Origin of the sequence: Bacillus sp. EU55, assembly GCF_038005925.1 — a bacterium.
Taxonomy (GTDB): Bacteria; Bacillota; Bacilli; order Bacillales; family Bacillaceae; genus Bacillus; species Bacillus velezensis.
Window position 1 is genome coordinate 2,472,223 of record NZ_JBBOUE010000001.1, and the last position, 20,528, is coordinate 2,492,750.

General features: G+C 45.8%; 24 protein-coding genes. 1 reads left to right on the plus strand and 23 read right to left on the minus strand.

The window, feature by feature from the left end; all coding sequences use genetic code 11:
• Positions 1-155: 155 nt before the first annotated feature.
• The 17 genes from aroH to NYE50_RS12730 form a co-directional block, all read right to left on the minus strand.
• Positions 156-539, minus strand: a complete 384-nt coding sequence (aroH, locus tag NYE50_RS12650; protein WP_003153463.1) for a chorismate mutase — start codon at positions 537-539, stop codon at positions 156-158.
• Complete coding sequence (gene aroB / locus NYE50_RS12655; RefSeq protein ID WP_014305310.1) at positions 536-1,624, minus strand: 3-dehydroquinate synthase; 1,089 nt, start codon at positions 1,622-1,624, stop codon at positions 536-538. Before aroB ends, aroH begins: the two co-directional genes overlap by 4 nt.
• Complete coding sequence (gene aroC, locus NYE50_RS12660; protein ID WP_003153459.1) at positions 1,624-2,796, minus strand: chorismate synthase; 1,173 nt, start codon at positions 2,794-2,796, stop codon at positions 1,624-1,626. The genes aroB and aroC overlap by 1 nt, the downstream gene beginning before the upstream one ends.
• 71 nt (positions 2,797-2,867) lie before the next feature.
• The gene (locus NYE50_RS12665; protein ID WP_021494243.1) at positions 2,868-3,638 is read right to left on the minus strand and encodes a protein-glutamate O-methyltransferase; all 771 of its coding nucleotides are present in this window, start codon (positions 3,636-3,638) and stop codon (positions 2,868-2,870) included.
• Between the two features lie 189 nt (positions 3,639-3,827).
• Positions 3,828-4,274 carry a nucleoside-diphosphate kinase gene (gene ndk / locus NYE50_RS12670; RefSeq protein ID WP_007409456.1) on the minus strand — a complete coding sequence of 149 codons (447 nt, stop codon included), beginning with the start codon at positions 4,272-4,274 and terminating at the stop codon, positions 3,828-3,830.
• Between the two features lie 120 nt (positions 4,275-4,394).
• The gene (gene hepT, locus NYE50_RS12675) at positions 4,395-5,357 is read right to left on the minus strand and encodes a heptaprenyl diphosphate synthase component II (RefSeq protein ID WP_003153454.1); all 963 of its coding nucleotides are present in this window, start codon (positions 5,355-5,357) and stop codon (positions 4,395-4,397) included.
• A 28-nt stretch (positions 5,358-5,385) separates the two neighbouring features.
• A complete protein-coding gene (menG, locus tag NYE50_RS12680) occupies positions 5,386-6,087 on the minus strand; it encodes a demethylmenaquinone methyltransferase (protein WP_003153453.1) in 702 nt (233 codons plus the stop codon).
• A 5-nt stretch (positions 6,088-6,092) separates the two neighbouring features.
• A complete protein-coding gene (gene hepS / locus NYE50_RS12685) occupies positions 6,093-6,848 on the minus strand; it encodes a heptaprenyl diphosphate synthase component 1 (RefSeq protein ID WP_021494244.1) in 756 nt (251 codons plus the stop codon).
• Between the two features lie 156 nt (positions 6,849-7,004).
• The gene (mtrB, locus tag NYE50_RS12690; RefSeq protein ID WP_003153449.1) at positions 7,005-7,232 is read right to left on the minus strand and encodes a trp RNA-binding attenuation protein MtrB; all 228 of its coding nucleotides are present in this window, start codon (positions 7,230-7,232) and stop codon (positions 7,005-7,007) included.
• A 20-nt stretch (positions 7,233-7,252) separates the two neighbouring features.
• Complete coding sequence (gene folE / locus NYE50_RS12695; RefSeq protein WP_003153448.1) at positions 7,253-7,825, minus strand: GTP cyclohydrolase I FolE; 573 nt, start codon at positions 7,823-7,825, stop codon at positions 7,253-7,255.
• 186 nt (positions 7,826-8,011) lie between these two features.
• Positions 8,012-8,290 (minus strand): non-specific DNA-binding protein Hbs, encoded by a 279-nt coding sequence (hbs, locus tag NYE50_RS12700; RefSeq protein ID WP_003153447.1) that lies wholly within the window; start codon positions 8,288-8,290, stop codon positions 8,012-8,014.
• 374 nt (positions 8,291-8,664) lie between these two features.
• Positions 8,665-10,143, minus strand: coding sequence for a stage IV sporulation protein A (gene spoIVA, locus NYE50_RS12705; RefSeq protein ID WP_003153438.1), 1,479 nt, complete (start codon positions 10,141-10,143; stop codon positions 8,665-8,667).
• A 185-nt stretch (positions 10,144-10,328) separates the two neighbouring features.
• Complete coding sequence (locus tag NYE50_RS12710; protein ID WP_003153436.1) at positions 10,329-11,063, minus strand: hypothetical protein; 735 nt, start codon at positions 11,061-11,063, stop codon at positions 10,329-10,331.
• Positions 11,064-11,082: 19 nt separating this feature from the next.
• Positions 11,083-11,286, minus strand: coding sequence for a DUF2768 domain-containing protein (locus tag NYE50_RS12715; RefSeq protein WP_003153435.1), 204 nt, complete (start codon positions 11,284-11,286; stop codon positions 11,083-11,085).
• A gap of 318 nt (positions 11,287-11,604) precedes the next feature.
• Entirely contained in the window at positions 11,605-12,642 is a 1,038-nt protein-coding gene (locus NYE50_RS12720; RefSeq protein ID WP_172870086.1) for an NAD(P)H-dependent glycerol-3-phosphate dehydrogenase, read from the minus strand.
• Between the two features lie 17 nt (positions 12,643-12,659).
• Positions 12,660-13,970: a ribosome biogenesis GTPase Der gene (der, locus tag NYE50_RS12725; RefSeq protein ID WP_003153433.1), complete on the minus strand. Its 1,311-nt coding sequence runs from the start codon at positions 13,968-13,970 to the stop codon at positions 12,660-12,662.
• Between the two features lie 192 nt (positions 13,971-14,162).
• Entirely contained in the window at positions 14,163-14,765 is a 603-nt protein-coding gene (locus NYE50_RS12730) for a YphA family membrane protein (RefSeq protein ID WP_014418265.1), read from the minus strand.
• A gap of 76 nt (positions 14,766-14,841) precedes the next feature.
• Between NYE50_RS12730 and NYE50_RS12735 the strand changes: the two genes are divergently transcribed.
• Positions 14,842-14,973: a YpzI family protein gene (locus NYE50_RS12735; RefSeq protein ID WP_003153429.1), complete on the plus strand. Its 132-nt coding sequence runs from the start codon at positions 14,842-14,844 to the stop codon at positions 14,971-14,973.
• A gap of 34 nt (positions 14,974-15,007) precedes the next feature.
• Here NYE50_RS12735 and fni read toward each other — a convergent pair whose 3' ends face one another.
• The 6 genes from fni to ypeB all read right to left on the minus strand — a co-directional run bounded on the left by fni (position 15,008) and on the right by ypeB (position 20,517).
• Positions 15,008-16,057 (minus strand): type 2 isopentenyl-diphosphate Delta-isomerase, encoded by a 1,050-nt coding sequence (gene fni / locus NYE50_RS12740; RefSeq protein WP_014418266.1) that lies wholly within the window; start codon positions 16,055-16,057, stop codon positions 15,008-15,010.
• A 14-nt stretch (positions 16,058-16,071) separates the two neighbouring features.
• A complete protein-coding gene (rpsA, locus tag NYE50_RS12745) occupies positions 16,072-17,220 on the minus strand; it encodes a 30S ribosomal protein S1 (protein ID WP_003153426.1) in 1,149 nt (382 codons plus the stop codon).
• 227 nt (positions 17,221-17,447) lie between these two features.
• Entirely contained in the window at positions 17,448-18,122 is a 675-nt protein-coding gene (gene cmk / locus NYE50_RS12750) for a (d)CMP kinase (protein WP_014418267.1), read from the minus strand.
• 78 nt (positions 18,123-18,200) lie between these two features.
• Entirely contained in the window at positions 18,201-18,377 is a 177-nt protein-coding gene (locus tag NYE50_RS12755) for a YpfB family protein (protein WP_014418268.1), read from the minus strand.
• 46 nt (positions 18,378-18,423) lie between these two features.
• Positions 18,424-19,080: a flagellar brake protein gene (locus tag NYE50_RS12760; RefSeq protein ID WP_014418269.1), complete on the minus strand. Its 657-nt coding sequence runs from the start codon at positions 19,078-19,080 to the stop codon at positions 18,424-18,426.
• 87 nt (positions 19,081-19,167) lie between these two features.
• Positions 19,168-20,517 (minus strand): germination protein YpeB, encoded by a 1,350-nt coding sequence (ypeB, locus tag NYE50_RS12765; RefSeq protein ID WP_007409448.1) that lies wholly within the window; start codon positions 20,515-20,517, stop codon positions 19,168-19,170.
• Positions 20,518-20,528: the final 11 nt, after the last annotated feature.

Genomic DNA, 20,528 nt, shown 5'->3' on the forward strand with positions numbered 1-20,528 from the left:
CCAAAAGAAAGGCTTCTTTTGGGCAGAATAAAAACGTGTTTATCTCAGCTCAGCTAAACTCATTCTCTGCTACCCTATTCTAAACTCAACTGTTCAATATCTTACTTACCAGCTCTATACACACTCTTGTGTATTTCTAAGCTTTGTTTATCGTATTACATGTCAGTATTTTTTGTCAATGATAAATCCGGCCTTAACACAACGGCTTTTTCTAAATAGACATGCTTGATTTCATCCTGAGGCGTATCCGTCTGAACCGTCATCAGGACACGGATACACTTTTGCAGAGCGCCGGTAACATCCATTTCCTGCATGCACGTCACCGGGACGTACTGCCACCCGGAAAGGCGGCGGACCGCTTTTGCCGGAAATACGGAATGGATATCAGGCGTGGCGGATAACAGGATCTGTACAACGTCTTCCGGCTTGCATCCATTTTGTTCAATGATTTTTTCAAGCAGCTGCTGTGTTTTTTCTAAAATTTCTTGTTCGGTGTCTTGTTCCACCGTTGTTGCTCCGCGAATGCCGCGTATCATCATGCTGTTTCCTCCATTCGCCATTTATTCAGCAAATTTTCGAGCTCATCTTTTGAAAGCATGCAGTCCCGCGCTTCGCCTAATTCCTTTAACACGATGAACTGTGTCATGCCTCCGCGCGTTTTTTTATCATTCATCATCCGGGCGGAGAGAACCGGCGTTTCAATATCTTGTCTGATGCTTCCCGGGTAGCCGAGCCCAATCAGCCATTGCGTGAGTTCTTTTCTGTTCATCTTGCATCCCGCAACCTGTTCACTCACGTAAAGGGCAAACTGCATGCCGAGGGCGACCGCATCTCCATGTGTAATCCGGCCGTAGCCGTATTCCGCCTCAACGGCATGGCCGAGCGTATGGCCGAAATTCAGAAAAGCTCTTATCCCCTCTTCCTTTTCGTCCTCACGCACGACGGCCGATTTGATTGAAATTCCTTTATAAATCATTTCATTCAGCTCAGCGCTTGTCAGTCCTTGCAACGTGTCAAACGTGAGAAGTTTTTCTAAAAAAGCATGATCGGCGATAAACGCGTGTTTGATCACTTCAGCCATACCCGATCTCAGCTCTTGTTCCGGCAGGGTTTTCAGTAGCTCCGTATCGTAAATCACCGCTTTCGGCTGATAAAACGCGCCGATTAAGTTCTTTCCGAGTTTATGGTTGACGGCCACCTTGCCGCCGACCGCGCTGTCATGGGCAAGCAGTGTCGTCGGCATTTGAATGAAATCAATTCCGCGCATAAAAGTTGCTGCGCAAAAGCCGGCCAAATCACCCGTCACGCCGCCTCCGAAGGCGATCATACATGAGGAGCGGTCCATATGGAAAGCGATCGCTTCCGTTTGAATCCGTTCATACTCTTTCAGAGACTTCGCTTCTTCTCCGCTTGGAACGATCACTTTTTTCACGGGCCATGTTTCGTTTAAAAGCCGGAACATCTCATCACCGTATAGCCGGTCAACTTCAGCATCGATGACGAGAAGGATCTTTGTCAGCGGCCTGTTCAGTGAAGACAAAAGGGCAGCGGCCTGTTTCCTTATGCCTTCACCGATATACACGGGATATGCGGAGGAAGCTGTCCGAACCTCAAGCTCTTTCATCAGAATTCCCTCGATAGTTTTTTCATGTTTTCAACATTTTCTTTAATGCGGTCGATCTGGTCAAGCCCGAATTGTTCGACGACGGCATTTGCGATTTCCCAGGCCACTGCTGCTTCAGCCACTACACTTGCTGCCGGAACCGCGCAGCTGTCTGAACGTTCAATGCTCGCTGTAAACGGTTCTTTCGTTTCAATGTCGACGCTTTTCAGCGGCTTGTACAAAGTAGGGATCGGTTTCATAACGCCGCGGACGACAATCGGCATTCCCGTCGTCATACCGCCTTCTAATCCTCCGAGCCTGTTTGTGGCGCGTGTATAGCCTTTCTCTTCATCCCATACGATTTCATCATGAACTTCACTGCCGTTTTTACCGGCCGCTTCAAAACCGATGCCGAACTCTACGCCTTTAAACGCGTTAATCGACAGAACGGCAGCAGCGAGCTTGCTGTCCAGCTTACGGTCATAGTGGACATAGCTTCCGACACCGACCGGCATACCTTCGACGATCACTTCAACGATTCCGCCGATCGAGTCGCCGTTTGCCTTCGCTTCATCAATGGCTGCCATCATTTGACGGCCAGCTTCTTCATCGTAGCATCTGACCGGTGATTCTTCCGTTACCCGTTTGAGATCCTCAATGGATGTGTAATCGGTTTTCTCTGCTTTTACGCTGCCGATTTGCAGGACATGCCCGGCGACTTTAATGCCAAGCTCCGCTAAAATCTTTTTAGCGACGGCTCCGGCAGCCACGCGAACCGTTGTCTCACGCGCGGAAGATCGTTCTAACACATTTCTCATATCGCGGTGATTATACTTAATAGCACCGTTCAAATCTGCGTGTCCCGGTCTCGGTCTTGAAATCTGGCGTTTCATTTCACTTTCTTCTTCTTCTGTAATCGGTGCGGCGCCCATGATTTTTGTCCAGTGGGTCCAATCTTTATTTTCTACAACGAGCGCGATGGGTGAACCGAGTGTCCGGGCATGCCGCACGCCGCTTGTGATCTTCGCTCTGTCCGTTTCAATCTGCATGCGGCGTCCGCGGCCGTGCCCTTTTTGACGTCTGGCAAGCTCAAAATTAATGTCTTCTTCAGTTATATAAAGCCCCGCAGGCACACCTTCTATAATTGTCGTCAGCTGCGGACCGTGTGATTCTCCGGCTGTTAAGTATCTCATTTCTTTTTTCTCCCTTCATCGCATTAACGCTTTTAAGTAAAACTATAACACAAGTTTTACTTAAATGTCTTCTATCTTTTTTGATAAAAAAATGTATCAGTGCTCTCAAGGCCGAATTTTTCCGGGCTGAAAATTTGTTCTGTACTGCCGACAAACAGAATTCCGTTCTTTTTCAGACTGCCCGCCATTTTCACATACAGCTCTTCTTTTGCTTTTTCAGTAAAATAAATAAAGACGTTGCGGCAGACGATCAGGTCAAAATCCTGTTCATAGCTGTCGGCAAGCAGGTTGTGCCGCTTAAACCGGATGTTTTTCTGAATCTCTTGTTTTACTTGATAGCTGCTGTCAGCCTGCTTGGTGAAATAACGGCTTTTCACGGAAGCCGGCACCTCTTGCAGCGAGCGTTCCTGATAGATGCCCCGCTTGGCTTTGCTTAGCGCCTTTTCATCAATATCTGTCGCCAATATATCAAATCCGGCCAGTCCCGTCTGCTGATTGAGAATCATAGCCAAAGTATAGGGCTCCTCTCCCGTTGAACAGGCCGCACTCCATATTTTTAACGGTTTGTTATGCTTTATTAACGGAAGAATTGAGGTTTCAAGAACTTCCCACCGTTTATAATTTCGGTAAAATTCAGAAACATTGATCGTCATTCTGTCCAATGTTTCGTTTAATAAAAGCTTGTCCTTTTCCAAAGCGGCGGCAAATTCCTGAAAATCTCTGAACCCCTTCTTTTCATAAAGGGACGTCAGCCGCCTTTTCATCTGTGCTTCTTTGTATAAAGATAAATCAACGCCGGTTATTTGTTTCCACTTGGTGATAAAAATGTCGTAAGGCTCCATTGCTTCTCTCCCAATCTCGCTGTCTTTTGTCCTAGTATAGCCTGTTTTCTGTCGAAATTGTACGATTTCAATAAAAAAATCAGCCCGCGGGCTGATTTGTGAGAAACGAAAAGACAGGGCGGCGCAGCCTCTGTCTTTCATAAATGATGTAAACCTTTTCATAATACGAGAAAAAGAAAGGCTGACGGCTTAGTACACCCAGTCGGCCATTAATTTTTGATACGGTACAAGCTCTTCCTGTTTAAAGAAAATGTGAATTTCCCGCTCAGCGCTTTCTAAGGAGTCTGAACCGTGAATGATATTTTTGCCGACAAACATGCCGTAGTCACCGCGGATCGTGCCCGGCAGTGCATCTTTCGGGTTCGTTTTTCCGATCAGCTGTCTTGTGATCTCTACTACATTTTCCCCTTCCCATACCATTGCAAATACGGGTCCTGATGTAATGAATTCCACAAGCTCGCCGAAAAACGGCTTCCCTTTATGTTCAGCATAATGGTTTTCAGCCATCTGTTCTGAAACTTGCATTAGCTTGGCTCCTGCCAATTGTAAGCCCTTACGCTCAAATCTGGATAAAATCTCTCCGATCAGCTGGCGCTGTACGCCGTCCGGTTTTACCATGATAAAAGTTTTTTCCATAAGATTCTCCACCCCATCATTATGTATAGGCTTTCAAGTTGCACACCGAAATCGTAACATCTTTCTGACAATTAATCAATCCAGGGCGGAGAATGTTCACATCTTGTTCGTAAAAGGAATTTAAAATTTCCGTTTGCCGATATATTTGGCGATGGCGGCCAATGATGAGCGCGCCCGTCCTCTCGGCAGTGTATTCAGTTTTTCAAACGCTTTTTTTAAGTACCTGTCACTGACGGCCATTGATTTTTCAATCGCGTCTGTGCGTTTAATATTTTCAATAATGGGGGCGAGCTGCTCCTGTGTTGTTTCACTGTTAATTAATTTCAGCTGATTTTTCAATTCAGGCTGACGGAGCGCGTACAAAACGGGCAGAGTGACATTTCCTTGCAGCAGATCCCCTCCGACCGGTTTTCCCAGTTCCTCTTCCGTTGAAGTGAAATCAAGAATGTCGTCAATAATCTGATAGGACATGCCCACGTAATAACCGAACCAATATAATGCTTTGTGAATCTTCTCATCAGCTCCCGAAGCGATGGCGCCGAGCTGGCAGCTGACGGCAATGAGAAGAGCCGTTTTCCGTTTGATGCGGCGCAAATAGGTTCTGAGGTTTTGCTCCATATTGTATTTATCTCTGATCTGTTCAATTTCTCCGAGGCATACTTCTACGATGGTTTTGGACAGGATCCGGTGGGCTTTCGGCTCATCCAATCTCGTCATCATCTCAAGTGAGCCCGCTAGCATATAATCACCGGTATACATGGCGATGCGGTTGTCCCACTTGGCTTTGATGGTCGGTTTTCCCCTCCGCAGCTCGGCGTCATCAATGACGTCGTCATGCACGAGGGACGCCATATGAATCATTTCCAGCGTCACCGCAACATATTTTATTTTATTAATGTCATAGTCGCCGAACATGCCGGAAAGCAATACGAAAACGGGGCGGATCCTCTTGCCTCCCGCCTGGAGCAGATGGAGCCCGGCTTCACTCAGCAAGGGATAGTCTGACCGCACCGTTTGCTCAAGCTCCCTTTCGATCACATCAATATCGTCATTTAAAAAAGAATAGGCCATTTTAAATTTCATATCATTCACCCAAACATCTGTATATTCATCATTTCCAACCGATATGCGTAGCGGCCACTCCGCCGGTAAACGAATGGTATTTGACATTCGTCAGGCCCGCTTCTTCAAACAGACGCGCAAGTTCTTTCATACCGGGAAATTCTCTTGCCGATTCTTGAAGCCAAGAATATTCTTTATAGCTCTTCGCAAACATTTTTCCGAAGAAAGGCATGATGTATTTAAAATAAAGAAAATATGCCTGTCTGAATCCGAACATTTCCGGCTGGGATGTTTCCAGACATACGACCTGCCCGCCCGGTTTGACGACCCGCCGCATTTCTTTCAGCACGGTCAGATAGTCGGGAACGTTTCGCAGCCCGAAGCCGATGGTGACAAAATCAAAAGAATCATCAGCGAAAGGAAGCTCCATCGCATTTCCGTGCAAAAGCTCAATTTGGCTGTAACCGCCCTCTTTCACTTTTTTCTCACCGATGCTCAGCATATTTTTGCTGAAATCCAGTCCTTTGATTTCGCCGCTTTTTCCGGCCGCTTCTGCGAGGGCAATCGTCCAGTCAGCCGTTCCGCAGCAGACATCAAGCGCTTTTGCGCCTTCTTTTACATTCATGATCTGCATCGTTTTATCGCGCCATTTTTTATGCTGCTGAAAACTGATAACAGAGTTCATTTGGTCATAATTTTTATAGATTTTTTCAAACACGCCGTGTACGCGCTGTTCTTTTGACTCCTGCATGTTGATTACCCTTCTTCCACTTTCTGATGATATGTTTTGTCCCGGCTGATCGCCGTAAGCCGGTTCAGCATTAGGTTTTGGATTGGTGAATTGAGCGGCAGCAGCGTTTCAATGCTTTGCTTTGCCTTTCGGAAGCTATCTTCCATTATGTCAGCCTTTGATTTCCCTGACTTTACAATATTGCCGATGACATCGAGAAATATAGCATTGCCGTTCATCAGCCGCTTATATACAAAAAAATCACTCGCCAGCTCTTTCCAGCGCGGAAGATTAAAGTGGTCTGACACTCTGTGAAACAGGGCCGCTTCCACAATCGCCATGCTTTCGATCAATTGATTCAAGTCATTGACAGACCGATCGTACAGACGGATTTTATGCTCATTGATTTCTTTAATTGCCGTAGCGAGCGTCCGTATCATATAGATATCCTTCATTTCAGATAAAAGCGAATAATACAGTCCGCTGAAATAGTCGCCGGCAAGCACGGTGAGCTGCCGGTTTTTATTTTCGTCTCGCTTTAACGCTCTGGCTGTTGTCACTTCATCGTGGGTATCAAGGGCGCTTTGGACAAGCATCGCAGTTACTATGTAATTTTCTCTGTCATTGTTCTTAATGTCCGCCTCTTCAAACAAAGCGTGAAAAAGAAGAAGCTTATCCTCATCGATTTTAGGCGCAGAAATATGTTTCGCTAAATAAGGATGAGACAGCTTTTGTTTTAATTTCGTATTTAGATTCGCTAAAGTTCCGTAGATGTCTTGCAAAAATATCACCCTTGTCCCCAAATTCACATTTATTCTAATATGTATGAGATTTACTCGTCATTATTATACGCAGGTATCATTATAGCATAAAAAAAAGAAATTGGCTGTATTCTCCCGCCGTTTGCGGGCATTTGGCAAAAGCGGGAAACAGCCGGCTTATTTTTTTTCGCTGTTCATTTCTCCGTAAGCGGTCTGGATGAGGGCGTTGCCTCTCACTTTGATGGCAGAGGTATGCTCAGTAAACTGAGCGATAATTACTTCGCCTTTGTCCAGTTTTTCGGAATGGTGAAATTTCGTATCCGTTCCTCTCGTTAAACCGATGACGTTCACGCCGTCCTCGACCGCTTTAATGACGACAAAATCACTTGAATGCTTTGAATTCATATCTGCACCCTCTATCATTATTAATCCGCACGTTTAATATGTTCTAACACTTCGGAACGCGCCGCTGCGTCATCTTTAAAAATACCTCTTACAGCGGAAGTCACTGTTTTTGCACCCGGCTTTCTTACGCCCCTCATCGTCATGCACATATGCTCAGCTTCGACGACAACCATGACGCCGTGGGGATCTAAGGTCTCTACGATGCTTTCTGCAATCGTTGAAGTGATGCGCTCCTGCAGCTGCGGGCGTTTTGAGACGGCTTCCACCGCCCGCGCCAATTTACTCAGGCCCGTCACTTTGCCGCCGCGCGGAATGTAGGCAATATGCGCTTTTCCGTAAAAAGGAACAAGGTGATGTTCACACATGGAATGAAACGCGATATCTTTTACAAGAACAAGCTCCTCATGGTCTTCTCCGAAAACGGTTTTAAAGTGTTCTTTCGGGTCTTCGTTTAATCCCGAGAATACTTCCGCGTACATTTTTGCCACGCGTTTCGGCGTATCTAAAAGCCCTTCCCGGTCCGGGTCTTCTCCAATCGCCTCTAAAATCTGGCGAACCGCCTGTTCAATCTGTTCTTTATTAACTTCTTTCATTGTCTGTGTCCTCCACCATTGAATACATTTAATTTCGATTCTAGCACATTTGCCGCGCCAAAAGCAAAACGAAAGTCCTGCCCGGTGACCGAGGCTGCTTAAATATGAAAAGCCCCTTTATCAAGGGGCTTTTCTGTGAAGAAACAAAGTGTATGTATCAGATGCATACACGATCTATATTCACAATTATTTTCCTGCAACAGCGTCTTTAAGAGCTTTACCTGGTTTGAAAGCAGGTACCTTGCTTGCAGGGATTTCGATTTCTTCACCTGTTTGCGGGTTACGTCCTTTACGTGCAGAGCGCTCGCGCACCTCAAAGTTACCGAAACCGATCAGTTGGATTTTATCACCGTTTTTAAGTGCATCTAAAATCGTATCAAAAACAGAATCAACTGCTTTTGTAGCGTCTTTTTTAGACAATTCGCTTGCTTCAGCAACCGCATTGATTAGTTCTGTCTTGTTCATGCCTTTCACCTCCTCCCAAAAGGGTATCAAATCAGCAGTTTATTATCATTTCTTCACAGTTCAGCCTGATTCTAAACCTGTCTGATAAAAAATCAAAGCAGGGAAGAACAGACAAGTAAACGGCTTTTCATAAGAAAACAGACACTTTGAGGAATGTTTGTCCAACAAAGTGAAGATTTTCTGTATGTAGAGTAACACATATAAAAAGCCATATCAAGCATTTTAAAGCCTCAATCCCTTGCTCGTCAAGGTTTTCACGTGTTTTACCGAACAAATATTCCTTTTTTTGCTTTTTTCCTCCTAATCCTTGATTGATTTCCAGTATCTAAAAAGAATAAAAAAAGACCCCCCGTTTCAGGAAGAGGTCCTTCAGCTTACAAAATAATGGCGATCAGGCCGCCTGAGCCTTCGTTAATAATTCTCTCCAGTGTTTCTTTCAGTTTATATCTCGCATTTTCCGGCATGAGTGACAGTTTTGCGGAGATTCCTTCTCTTACGATAGAGCTCAATGATCTGCCGAAAATATCGGAGTTCCAGATAGAAAGCGGATCATCTTCAAAGTCCTGCATTAAGTAGCGGACAAGCTCTTCACTTTGTTTTTCCGTCCCGATGATCGGCGCGAATTCACTTTCCACATCCACTTTGATCATATGAATAGACGGAGCGACCGCTTTGAGCCTTACTCCGAACCTTGATCCCTGCCTGATGATTTCCGGTTCATCAAGGCTCATATCGGTTAAGGCCGGGGCGGCAATGCCGTAGCCGGTCTGTTTCACCATTTTCAGCGCATCTGATACCTGATCATATTCTTTTTTCGCGTGGGCGAAGTCCTGCATTAATTCAAGCAGGTGGTCTTTCCCGCGGATTTCAACGCCGACCACTTCTTTTAAAATCTGGTCATATAAATGATCCGGCGCATACAAATCAATTTCTGCGACACCCTGGCCAAGTTCGATTCCGGCCAGACCGGCGCTTTCAATAAACTCAAATTCACTGAAGTGGCCGACAACCCGGTCGACATCACGCAGGCGTTTAATATCTTTTACGGTTTCTTTCACTGATTCCTGGTAGCTCTCTCTGAGCCAGTGATTTTCCTTCAGCACCATGACCCAGCTCGGAAGGTTGACATTGACTTCCAGCACAGGGAACTCGTAAAGCGCTTCTCTGAGGACGCTTAACACATCTGTTTCCCGCATGCTTTCAACACTCATGGCGAGGACGGGAATATCATATTTCGCGCTTAATTCAGCTCTGAGCGCTTCTGTTTCCGGGTGGTACGGTTTTACCGAGTTGATGACCATAATAAACGGTTTGCCGACTTCCTTCAGCTCGTCGATGACTCTTTCTTCCGCTTCCACGTAATCGCCCCGCGCAATATCGCCGATTGAGCCGTCTGTCGTAATGACGACCCCGATTGTGGAGTGTTCCTGGATGACTTTTCTCGTACCGATTTCCGCTGCCTCATGAAAGGGAATCGGTTCTTCGTACCAAGGTGTATTGATCATTCTCGGGCCGTTTTCATCCTCATATCCCTTCGCCCCGGGAACCGTATATCCCACACAATCCACAAGACGGATGTTGACATCAAGTCCTTCTGCGACATGAACGGACATGGCTTGATTCGGGACAAATTTTGGTTCTGTGGTCATTATCGTTTTTCCTGCTGCGCTTTGCGGAAGCTCATCCTGCGCCCGCGCTCGATCGGCCTCATTGCTGATATTCGGGAGCACCACGAGCTCCATAAATTTTTTAATGAATGTAGATTTCCCTGTACGGACAGCGCCAACGACTCCTAAGTATATATCGCCCCCTGTTCGTTCAGCGATATCCTTGAAAATATCGACCTTTTCCAAGTGATCCCCTCCCGGACTTCCTATCCTTATCATTTTTCATTCACCATTCTCCAATCAAATACAGGACACTATATGTGTATGACGTTGTCCTATTTCAATATGACATCTTTAGAAAATTTTCAGGCAGTCTTTTCTATCAAAATCAAAAAAACCTTTCTCCCTATTTGTATGCGCGGGAAAAAGGTTCATTCCTGTTTCGTTTGACTTTCTAAAAAAACGGGTTCCTGTTTTTCATTTACGGTGTATGTGACTGAAAAGGCCGGGACGAAAGGAGTCTCTTTCCATAAAATATCCTGAATTTCCGCGCCCGGTTTGATTTTCTTTTTGTTTTCCTTCAGGCAGCGGGCTAGATCGACGCGATAGTCGGCATAGATTTCTCCGTCAGCGCCGATTAAAAGCGGCAGAGACGTGCCTGAAACCGGACTTTTGACTGAAGGAGAGTCTTTCATGCCGAGCTTTTTTTTATTTAAAGTGAACAGCCCTTTTGAAACGGCGTCCTCATAGGGAGGATATGTATGCTTTTCCTGATACATTTTGACACGCAGCTTCATGTCGCGGATTGCTTCCGCCATTTGGAGATCGACCAGCTTGACGGTCGGCTTATTTTCCACGTCGACAAGCACGTATTGGTACATTCCTCCGCTTTCATAAGCTGAGGCCGGCGGCTCCTCTATGTATCTGGGCGCGAGCCGCTTAAAATCTATCGGATATTTTTGATAGAGCGGTGTTTTCATATCTTTTGTCTGAATCGGCAGAAGTCCGCCGTTCGCCTTTTTAAATTCATCCACTGCCGCTTGCACCTGCTGAAGCTGATGTTTGTAAGAGACTTTATTTTCAGTTTTTTTCGCTTCAGGGTACAGACAGCCGGACAGCAGAAGCACCGCCATTGCCGTTATGACGGCCATTTTTAACTTATGCATTCCGCGCCCCCTTTCGGCTTTATTCATTGACAGGCCCGCTGAAAACAACCATTAACACGATCAATCCCGAGATGACCATGCAGGCATAAGCGAGTGAAGAAACCGCTGCTTTTATCAGTTTGTTTTTCACTTTGTACCTGCTGACATAAATAGAGGCCACCGCAACAAACATTAATCCCATAGCACCAAGCGCAAACCACATTTTCATCAATGCCACACTCACGTTCGTGCCCCCCGTCCCATCATTGTAAGCGTTATATTTCATTTTAATATACAAATGTTGAAAAGATCAACAGGTTTTCCATCTATTGAAAAAACAAAAAAACTGAAGCAAAGAGGGGGACTTTGCTTCAGTCAAGTTGACTATATTCACCTGTACGTCTGAGATACACTCTCTTGGACTTCGATGCTATAGTATGCGTAGATGCGTACGTCTGCATCCTCTTCTGCCTAAATCAGCAAATGTTTTAAGCGATTTCAGCCGGAGAGTTCTGCGTTTTGGACTTTCGTCACTTCAGAATATGCTGACGGCATGTTATTGTCACTTCACCCGGTTTTCGAATGTGTTGACCAAGTCTTCCATCTCATGGGTTTTCACTCTGGCCATTAAGGATTCTACGGCCGTTTCTACCTTCTGCCCGTTAAATAATACTTGGTGAAGCGCCTCTGTGATCGGCATTTTCACTTGGTATTTTTGAGACAGCTGATACGCAGCTTTCGTCGTCCGCACGCCTTCAACAACCATCCCCATCTTATCCAGGACAGCTTCCAGCTTATATCCTTTGCCGAGCAGGTTGCCGGCGCGCCAGTTTCGGGAATGAACGCTTGTACACGTCACGATCAAATCGCCTACGCCGGTCAGGCCGGAAAAGGTGAGCGGATTTCCGCCCATCTTTGTGCCGAGTCTGGCGATTTCAGCAAGACCTCGGGTGATTAAGGCCGCTTTTGCATTATCTCCGTATCCCAATCCGTCTGTAATCCCCGCTGCAAGAGCGATGATATTCTTTAACGCTCCCCCTATTTCAACACCGATCATATCCGGATTGGTATAGACGCGGAAATGCTGGTTCATGAATAAATCCTGAACCGCTTCTGCAGCCTTGATATTTTTTGAAGATGATGTAACAGTCGTCGGGTGTCTTAATCCGACTTCCTCAGCGTGGCTCGGCCCTGAAAGCACGACGATGTCTTTTCTGTACTCCTCAGGCAGCTCCTCTTCCATTAATTCTGAAATACGGAGAAGCGAATCCGGCTCAATTCCCTTGCTGACATGAACAAAAATCGATTGTTTCGGGATGTACGGCAGAGCCTTTTTCAGCACTTCCCGAATGGCTTTTGTCGGAACTGCCACAATGATGAAGTCCGCTCCTTTTAAAGCCTCGTTTAAATCAGCTGTACCGATGATAGAACTTGATAGCTCCACCCCCGGCAGGTAATCTTTGTTTTCATGCAGTTCGTTGATTTGATCGATCAATTCGGCACGGTGTCCCCACATCATAACTCGATGTCCGTTATCAGCCAGCACTAAAGAAAGTGCAGTGCCCCAGCTTCCCGCTCCAAGCATTGCCACTTTTTTCATCTCTGTATCACACCTTTTTATTTTCTTGCTCTTGCAAATATTTTAATTGGCGTACCTTCAAATCCGAAAGCGTCCCGGATTCGGTTTTCTAAAAAGCGTTCATAAGAAAAATGCATCAGTTCCGGATCGTTGACAAAAACAACGAAGCTCGGCGGCTTAACAGCGACTTGAGTCGCATAATAAATTTTCAGACGGGAGCCGTTGTGCGTCGGAGTCGGATTCATGGCGACCGCATCCATGATGACATCATTTAAGACATTTGTCTGCACGCGGAGAGAGTGGTTTTCACTCGCTTTAATAATCGCAGGCATGAGTGTATGAATCCGCTTTGTCGTCAGTGCCGACATAAACAGCACCGGCGCATAATCAAGAAATTGGAAATGTTCCCGAATATTCTGTTCAAATTCTTTCATCGTGCGCTCGTCTTTATCAACGGCATCCCATTTGTTTACGATAATGACGACGGCTTTCCCGGCTTCATGGGCGTATCCGGCGATCCGCTTGTCCTGCTCAAGGATGCCTTCTTCTGCATTCAGCACAACGCCGACGACGTCTGAGCGGTCAATGGCTTTTAACGCCCGAAGCACACTGTATTTTTCTGTTGTTTCATATACTTTACCCTTTTTTCTCATTCCCGCCGTGTCAACGATTACAAATTCCTGCTGATTGTAGGTGAACGCCGTATCCACAGCGTCTCTAGTCGTTCCGGCTACGTTGCTCACGATAACCCGCTCTTCGCCGAGCATCGCATTGACAAGGGATGATTTTCCGACATTCGGGCGGCCGATCAGGCAGAATTGAACGACATCATCACTGTACTTCGTCTCCGGAATGTTTTTAAAATGCTCGGCACAAGCATCGAGCAAATCTCCCAATCCTAAACCGTGTGTGCCCGAAATCGGATACGGTTCTCCAAAGCCGAGCGCATAAAAGTCATAGATGTTCGCTCTCATTTCGGTATTATCTAATTTATTAACGGCTAATACGACCGGTTTTTTTGTCCGGTACAGTATTTTTGCCACTTCTTCATCCGCAGACGTCACACCTTCGCGGCCGTTCACCATAAAGATGATCACATCAGCCTCGTCCATGGCGATTTCAGCCTGCTGGCGGATCTGTGTCAGAAACGGTTCGTCTCCGATATCAATTCCGCCCGTATCAATCAGGTTAAAATCATAATTCAGCCATTCCGCCGAACTGTATATCCGGTCCCGCGTCACTCCGGGGGTATCTTCTACTATTGAAATTCTTTCACCCGCAATCCGGTTAAAGATTGTGGATTTTCCCACATTCGGTCTTCCGACAATGGCTACGACAGGTTTACCCATAGTACCCTTCCTTTCAATCCAGCCGCTTACATTTTCACAAAAAATTGTTCAACCGGTTATTAAAAATCATCTTCGCTATGAAAAGAACCCTTCAAACAGAAGGGCTTAACTCATTTATTATATCAGTTTTCACTGAGATCACAATGTATTCTTCAAAATGTTTCGCATTCATGTAACAGTCTTCGTCTGTTTTCAAGACATTTTTGTCGCTCCTTTGCCCTGCTTTTTGCTTTTTTGGCTGATGCGCGCCGCAAGCTGTTCATATGTAGTCAGTCCGACGAGAAGAATCACTCCCGCCGAACATCCTGAAAGCCATTGATAATCACCGACGGCTGCCGCACCCGCAATATTGCGGATGACCGCAGCATACAATAGTTCCCCCTGGCACATGCCGAGAACAAAAAGACAAAGCCTCTCAGGGAACCGCCCCTCAACGGAAAGCGTAATAACGGTAAGCAGTATAACCGCCGCCCATTCAGGTTTTATGATAAACCAAACAGGGTCATATAATGCAAAAAGAAAAATAAAGCCGTACGCCGCAGACGCCGTCAGATGAATCACAATATTACGGAGCCGTTTATGCATGCCGAGGCTTCCCGCATAAACAAATGCCGCAGTAAAAAACATGACATATGCCGCATTCAGCGTAAAATAAGCCGTAATCTGATGTATGCTTGCCATCATATTAGTCAAAATAAAGACTGATACGTAAAAACGGCTTTTCGTCTTGGCAAAAATAAAAGTCGCAAGTATCCATAAAAACCACATTGACCAGTAATAATAAAACGGTTCCATAATCGCTCCTCCTCTGATCAGTATGGAGCGGGAGCGCATTTTTTAAACCAATTATGCCTGAAAGGAGCGGATAAGGATGGGAAAAGACAGACAGGAGAAAAAACTGAAAGCCTCCCGACGAGTGGAATCTGATCGCGATGATTCGATTCACCATAAAGGAGCGACAAGCCTTGAGCAAAACGGGGAATTCCGAAAAAGAAAATCGTAAAAAACAGAAAAAGGCATGCGGGTCCGCATGCCTTTTAACGTCTGCTGAAACGGGATGTGTCAATTCCCCGTTCAGAAAGCCAGTGATGTGTGTCACCTTTTATGACCAAAGGCGCCTTTTGCAATTGGGCAACCGATTGGCATCCGAGGGCCGTCATAATCATTTTCAGCTCTTGTAAAAGCGCCGTCATCTCGTCAAACAGACCCTCTTCTCCTTTAGAAGTGAGAGCTTTCAGGAAAGTGCCCGCCATTCCCGCGCTGGAAGCGCCGAGGGCAATCGATTTGGCGACATCCAGGGCACTTTGCAGCCCGCCGGATGCGATAATTGATTGATCAGCGGAGAGCGAGTGGATTTCCGCTAAGCTTGCGGCAGTGGAAATTCCCCACGTATTAAAAAATTGAAGCGCCTTCTCTCTGCGCATATTTTCGATCTTAGAGAAATTTGTACCGCCGTATCCGCCGGCATCAACTGCTGCTGCGCCAGCATCAAATAACTGCCGTGCCGATTCCTTGCTCATTCCGAAGCCGACTTCTTTGACAAAAACGGGCACTCCCGTTTCCGCCGCAATCCGCTCAATACGGCCGAGAGCACCAGTAAAGCTTCTGTCACCCTCTGGCATGACGATCTCCTGAATCACATTTAAATGTATCTGGAGGGCATCTGCTTGAATCATATCAACTGCCCTTTTCGCCTGCTCGGCATCCGCCTCGCTGCCTAAATTGGCAAATATCAGCCCGTCCGGATTCTCTTTTCTGACGATCTCGTAAGAATACCGTTCGGAGGGATCTTTTAAAGCTGACATTTGCGAACCGACAGCCAGCGGCATGCCGGCTTTGCGCGCAGCTCTTGCCAGCGATCTGTTAATTTCGTATGTAAGCTGTCCGCCGCCGCCTGTCATCGCATTGATAAAAATCGGCGAACTGCTTGTGAGTCCGCCGATTTTCGTTGATATATCCACTTTTTCCAATGCTAGGTTCGGTAGACTGACATGAACAAACGTAATATCATCAAGCCCCGTTTCCCGGTTTTGGCCGGTAGACAGCGCATGATTTATATGTTCTCTTTTTCGTTCTGCTCGTGTCACGTTTTATCACCAATTTATTTTAATTTATTAAGCTTGTCTCCGATTAAATCGCCAAGCTGGAAGCCGGTGCTCGGCTCTTCTTTCGCCTGGTATTGGCGGAAGTCCTCCTGATCGGCTTTCGGCGCTTCTTCAAGCTCACGCATGCTTAAGGAAATGCGCTCTTCGCTTTCGTTCACGTCAAGCACTTTCACTTTAACAGTCTGTCCTTCTTCAAGCACTTCATGCGGCGTTCCGATATGTTTATTGGAAATTTGCGAAATGTGCACAAGTCCTTCCACGCCCGGAAGAATTTCAACGAAGGCGCCGAAGCTTACAAGGCGCTGCACTTTTCCTTCAAGCACATCTCCCTGTTTTACCTTTTCGCCGATCTGGCTCCAAGGTCCCGGCAGCGTTTCTTTAATAGATAAAGAAATACGCTCGTTATCGCGGTCTACGGACAGTACTTTCACTTTTACGTCCTGACCTTCTTCCACCACGTCAGACGGTTTTTCGACGTGTGAATGAGACAGCTGCGAAATATGAACAAGCCCGTCAATTCCGCCGATGTCGACAAATGCGCCGAAATCAGTCAGACGCTGCACTTTTCCTTCAAGCACGCTTCCAACCTCAAGCGTTTGGAGAAAATCATGCTTTTTGGCTGTCTGTTCTTTTTCCACTACAGCCCGGTGTGACAGAATCACCCGGTTTTTATCACGGTCGAGTTCAACGACGATAAGAGAGAGGGTTTTCCCTTTATAGTCAGTGAAATCCTCGACGAAATGAGCTTCGACAAGTGATGCGGGAATGAAGCCGCGAACGCCGATATCAACGACGAGACCGCCTTTCACCACATCTTTCACTTCAGCTTCAAACACTTCTTTTGTGTCGAATTTTTTTTCAAGGTCTTCCCAAGCGCGGTCAGCATCAACGGCACGTTTAGATAAAATCAAAGCATCGTCTTCCACTTTTGTTACTTTCAGGTCAAGCTCGTCGTCAACTTTTACGACATCCGATGCTTTCTCTACATGAAGACTTGATAATTCACTGATTGGAATGATTCCGGACTGTTTGACATTGACAATTTCGACATCTACATGCTTGTCCTCTACCTTTGTCACAATCCCTTTTACTACATCTCCAACCTCTGGCACTTGAACATCAATTTGATTCATTTCCTCTGTCATTTGAATAACCTCCTTGGTCCAAACCTACACAGCTTAATTAATACGGTTTGAAAGCTGAACATGTGAATGTCCGCTTTTCAGCCGAATATGTATTAAAGAATCATCCAAAAAAGATTTTGAATGATCAATAAAAAGTTTTATTAGTATTAACTTCTAATAAATGGACTGGTTTGTCAAGCAATAACATCTTGTCTTTCGAAAAAAATTATAAAGCGCTCCGCCCGGGCTTAACGTGATTTCTGATCGACGATCTCCAGAATTTTTCCTGCGACTTCGGCAATGCTTAGTGACGTCGTATCGATTTCAATCGCGTCTTCCGCTTTGCGCAGCGGGGAAACTTCCCTCTCTGAATCGAGTTTGTCGCGTCTGGCAATTTCTTCAATGAGCGTCTCGTAATTCACGTCATAGCCTTTTTTCTTATTCTCTTCATATCGGCGCTTCGCTCTTTCCTCTACGGACGCGAGCAGAAAAATTTTCACTTCGGCATCAGGCAGCACGTGAGTACCGATATCACGGCCGTCCATGACGACACCGCCTTTTTCTCCGAGCTGCTGCTGTCTTTTGACCATTTCTTCTCTGACGCCTTTATGCTTGGCGGCGATTGATACTTGGTTGCTGACTTCGTCTTTTCGGATTTCTTCTGTCACATCTTCTCCGTTTACCAGAACGATTTGTCCTTCCGGAGCGGATACAAGCTCAATTTCCGTATGCTTCAGCAGCTCTGTAAGCGCGGCTTCATCGGTTAAATCGGCATTCTGCTTGAGCGCCGTATATGTAATGGCACGATACATCGCTCCTGTATCAATGTACACATATGATTTTTTCTCAGCCACTATTTTAGCAACGGTGCTTTTTCCGGCAGCGGCCGGCCCGTCGATCGCAATTGATAATTTCTTGTCCATAATCTCTCTCCTTGCTCTTTACTCCTCTATGGATTGTATCATGAACTGCCGGAAAAGGGGCGAAAAAATTGAGCTGATTTACCGCTTTACCGTTTCAATCCATTCTTTTTTCTCCATTTTATCAACTCCCTCATATTTCACAGCTTTCGAAATATAAGGTTCAATAGGCTGATAATGAAGCAAAAACTGCACCGCGCCCAAAATGATAAGCTGAATGCAGACCAATTTGATCAGCAGACGTTCAAACGTTTTCATACACGCGCACCTCCATTAGGATTAGTATGGAAAAGTGCGCTGCTGTTTATTCCGACAGACTGTTTCTTCTCTGCTGCAGCTGCGCGCGCATACAATATTGGAGTAAAAGCTGCTGCGAAGCGGGAGCGATTTCTGCAAATTCAAGCGTCATTTTTTGTTTATCCGCCTTTTCATCATAAAAAATCCGCTGGATAACAGCCTCGGCAATAATATCCGCCGTATTTTCCTTGCCGGGAAGAGAAAATGAGACATACAGCTTTTCACCTGGTTCCGCGGAAATATGCTCAGGCATCACAACAGCGATTCCGCCGGCGCTGATATTAGAGGAAACCGTTTGGAAAGCGGTTTTTTTCGCTTCCATTTTGACGGATACATCCAATACTGCGTCTGCACGGACGTATCGGCGTCTTTGAATCCGCTTCATTTCCTCCTGAGGGGGGATGTCCAATCCGATCATCGGGATGGGGTCTTTTTTCTTTCCTTTGATTATGCTTTTAAATTGATACGGCACTTGGCCATTCCCCATAAATTCCGCTGTTATTTCCAATCCTTTATGCAAAAAGACCGTCCGTCCCGAATCCAGATCGACGGGATATGAGATGTGCAGTTCGCCGTTTTCAACGCTTACTGCTTTGCTCCTCGCTTTTTTGGGCTCATTGTTCTCTATGTATTCAATCCAAATATAATCTCCGACAGCTATCATGGGCCTTCACTCTTTCATTATTTATGCTTTTATTAAAGCATGTAACGAAAAAAAGGAAAAGACTTTTAGTCCTTTCCTCCTTTATTTTTATAGGTCTTTATATATAGGTTCTGCACTTTTTAACTTTTCTATTTTTTCCTCTTTTCCGTCGTCCGCATTAATGAACATTTGATACGTGTCTTTCCCGATCGTTCCGAGCATTTCATAGCAAAGCACTTCCTGACCGAGTTCATTCGTGATCAGCGCCTGCCGGGTCTCCCGCACTTCAACATTTTTATTCAGCTTCGCTTTCGCTTCATCAGCTGACAAAGCGGGAGCCGGAATCGTTCTCGTGCGGTGCGCCGCCAGGTAATCACGCGCGGAAAAACCGACGACTTCACCATCATCCAGCGCCACTTTCATTCGGATGGCTTCCGGATAAATGCGGACATTTTTCTCCACGGGGATAAAAGAAAAGACGCCGATGTTATTATATTGCGCGCTTTCATCAATTTCGAGGCCTTTTGTTTCATATCCATTTTTCTTTAAAAACGCGACGGCCCGGTTAGATGCTTCATTGAGGCTGATCTTTTGTTTCTTCACGGCCCGTTTTTGAATCAAATAGACCGGATGTCCGCCTTTTTGGGTAATATCCATATAGATAAAAGACTTGTTGTCGGCGTCTTTCATGCGGATGCTGTATACGTCCCGATTCGTCTTCCTGCCGCTTTTGACCACTTTAATTGAATAATTATGATCAGGCGCAAACCGTTGTGCGATTTTGACCGCTTCTTTTTCCGTAATTTGTTTTCCTTTCAGATGCGTAAAACCTTTTCGTTCTGTATTTGCTCCCGTAAATGTGGGGCTGATGCTGTCTTCAGAAAAAGCGCCTACATTTTTTTCGACTGTTTTAAAGCTGTCGACGATCGTATTATCGCTTTGTTTTTTGTCAGAGGCGAGTGCCATCTCAACATCCATCCACCGTAAATTTTTGCTCATGACGAGATGCTGAACGCTGCGGAGCTGGTTTTGAATGTTCTCCGCCTGTTTGTACAGGCTGTTCAGTGTTGTATATTCTTTCTTATCAAGCGGTTTTTGATCTAAATCCCGGACGGATGTTTTATAGCTGAAATCTCCTATGTTGGATAAAAACTCCTCCGTCTTATTAAAAGGCATGAGAGTCAGCGGCAGCTGGCTCACATTGTTATGTGCTTCAGATGTAATTCTCCATACATCAATGAGCGCCGGAGACAGAGATTTTTTACTGTTCATTGCAAGCGTCGTCCCGATTTTGTCGTGAAGCTGATCAACATGGTACGTCAATTCATGAAAAGCCCTCTGATAATTATTTTCCGCATGCAGAAGGACCGCATCTTTTTCCTGATGCTCTTTATATCCCCAGTATCCGGTTGCGGCGATCGCGACACCGAGAACAGCGATAATGATTCCTCTAATCATGTTAACACCTC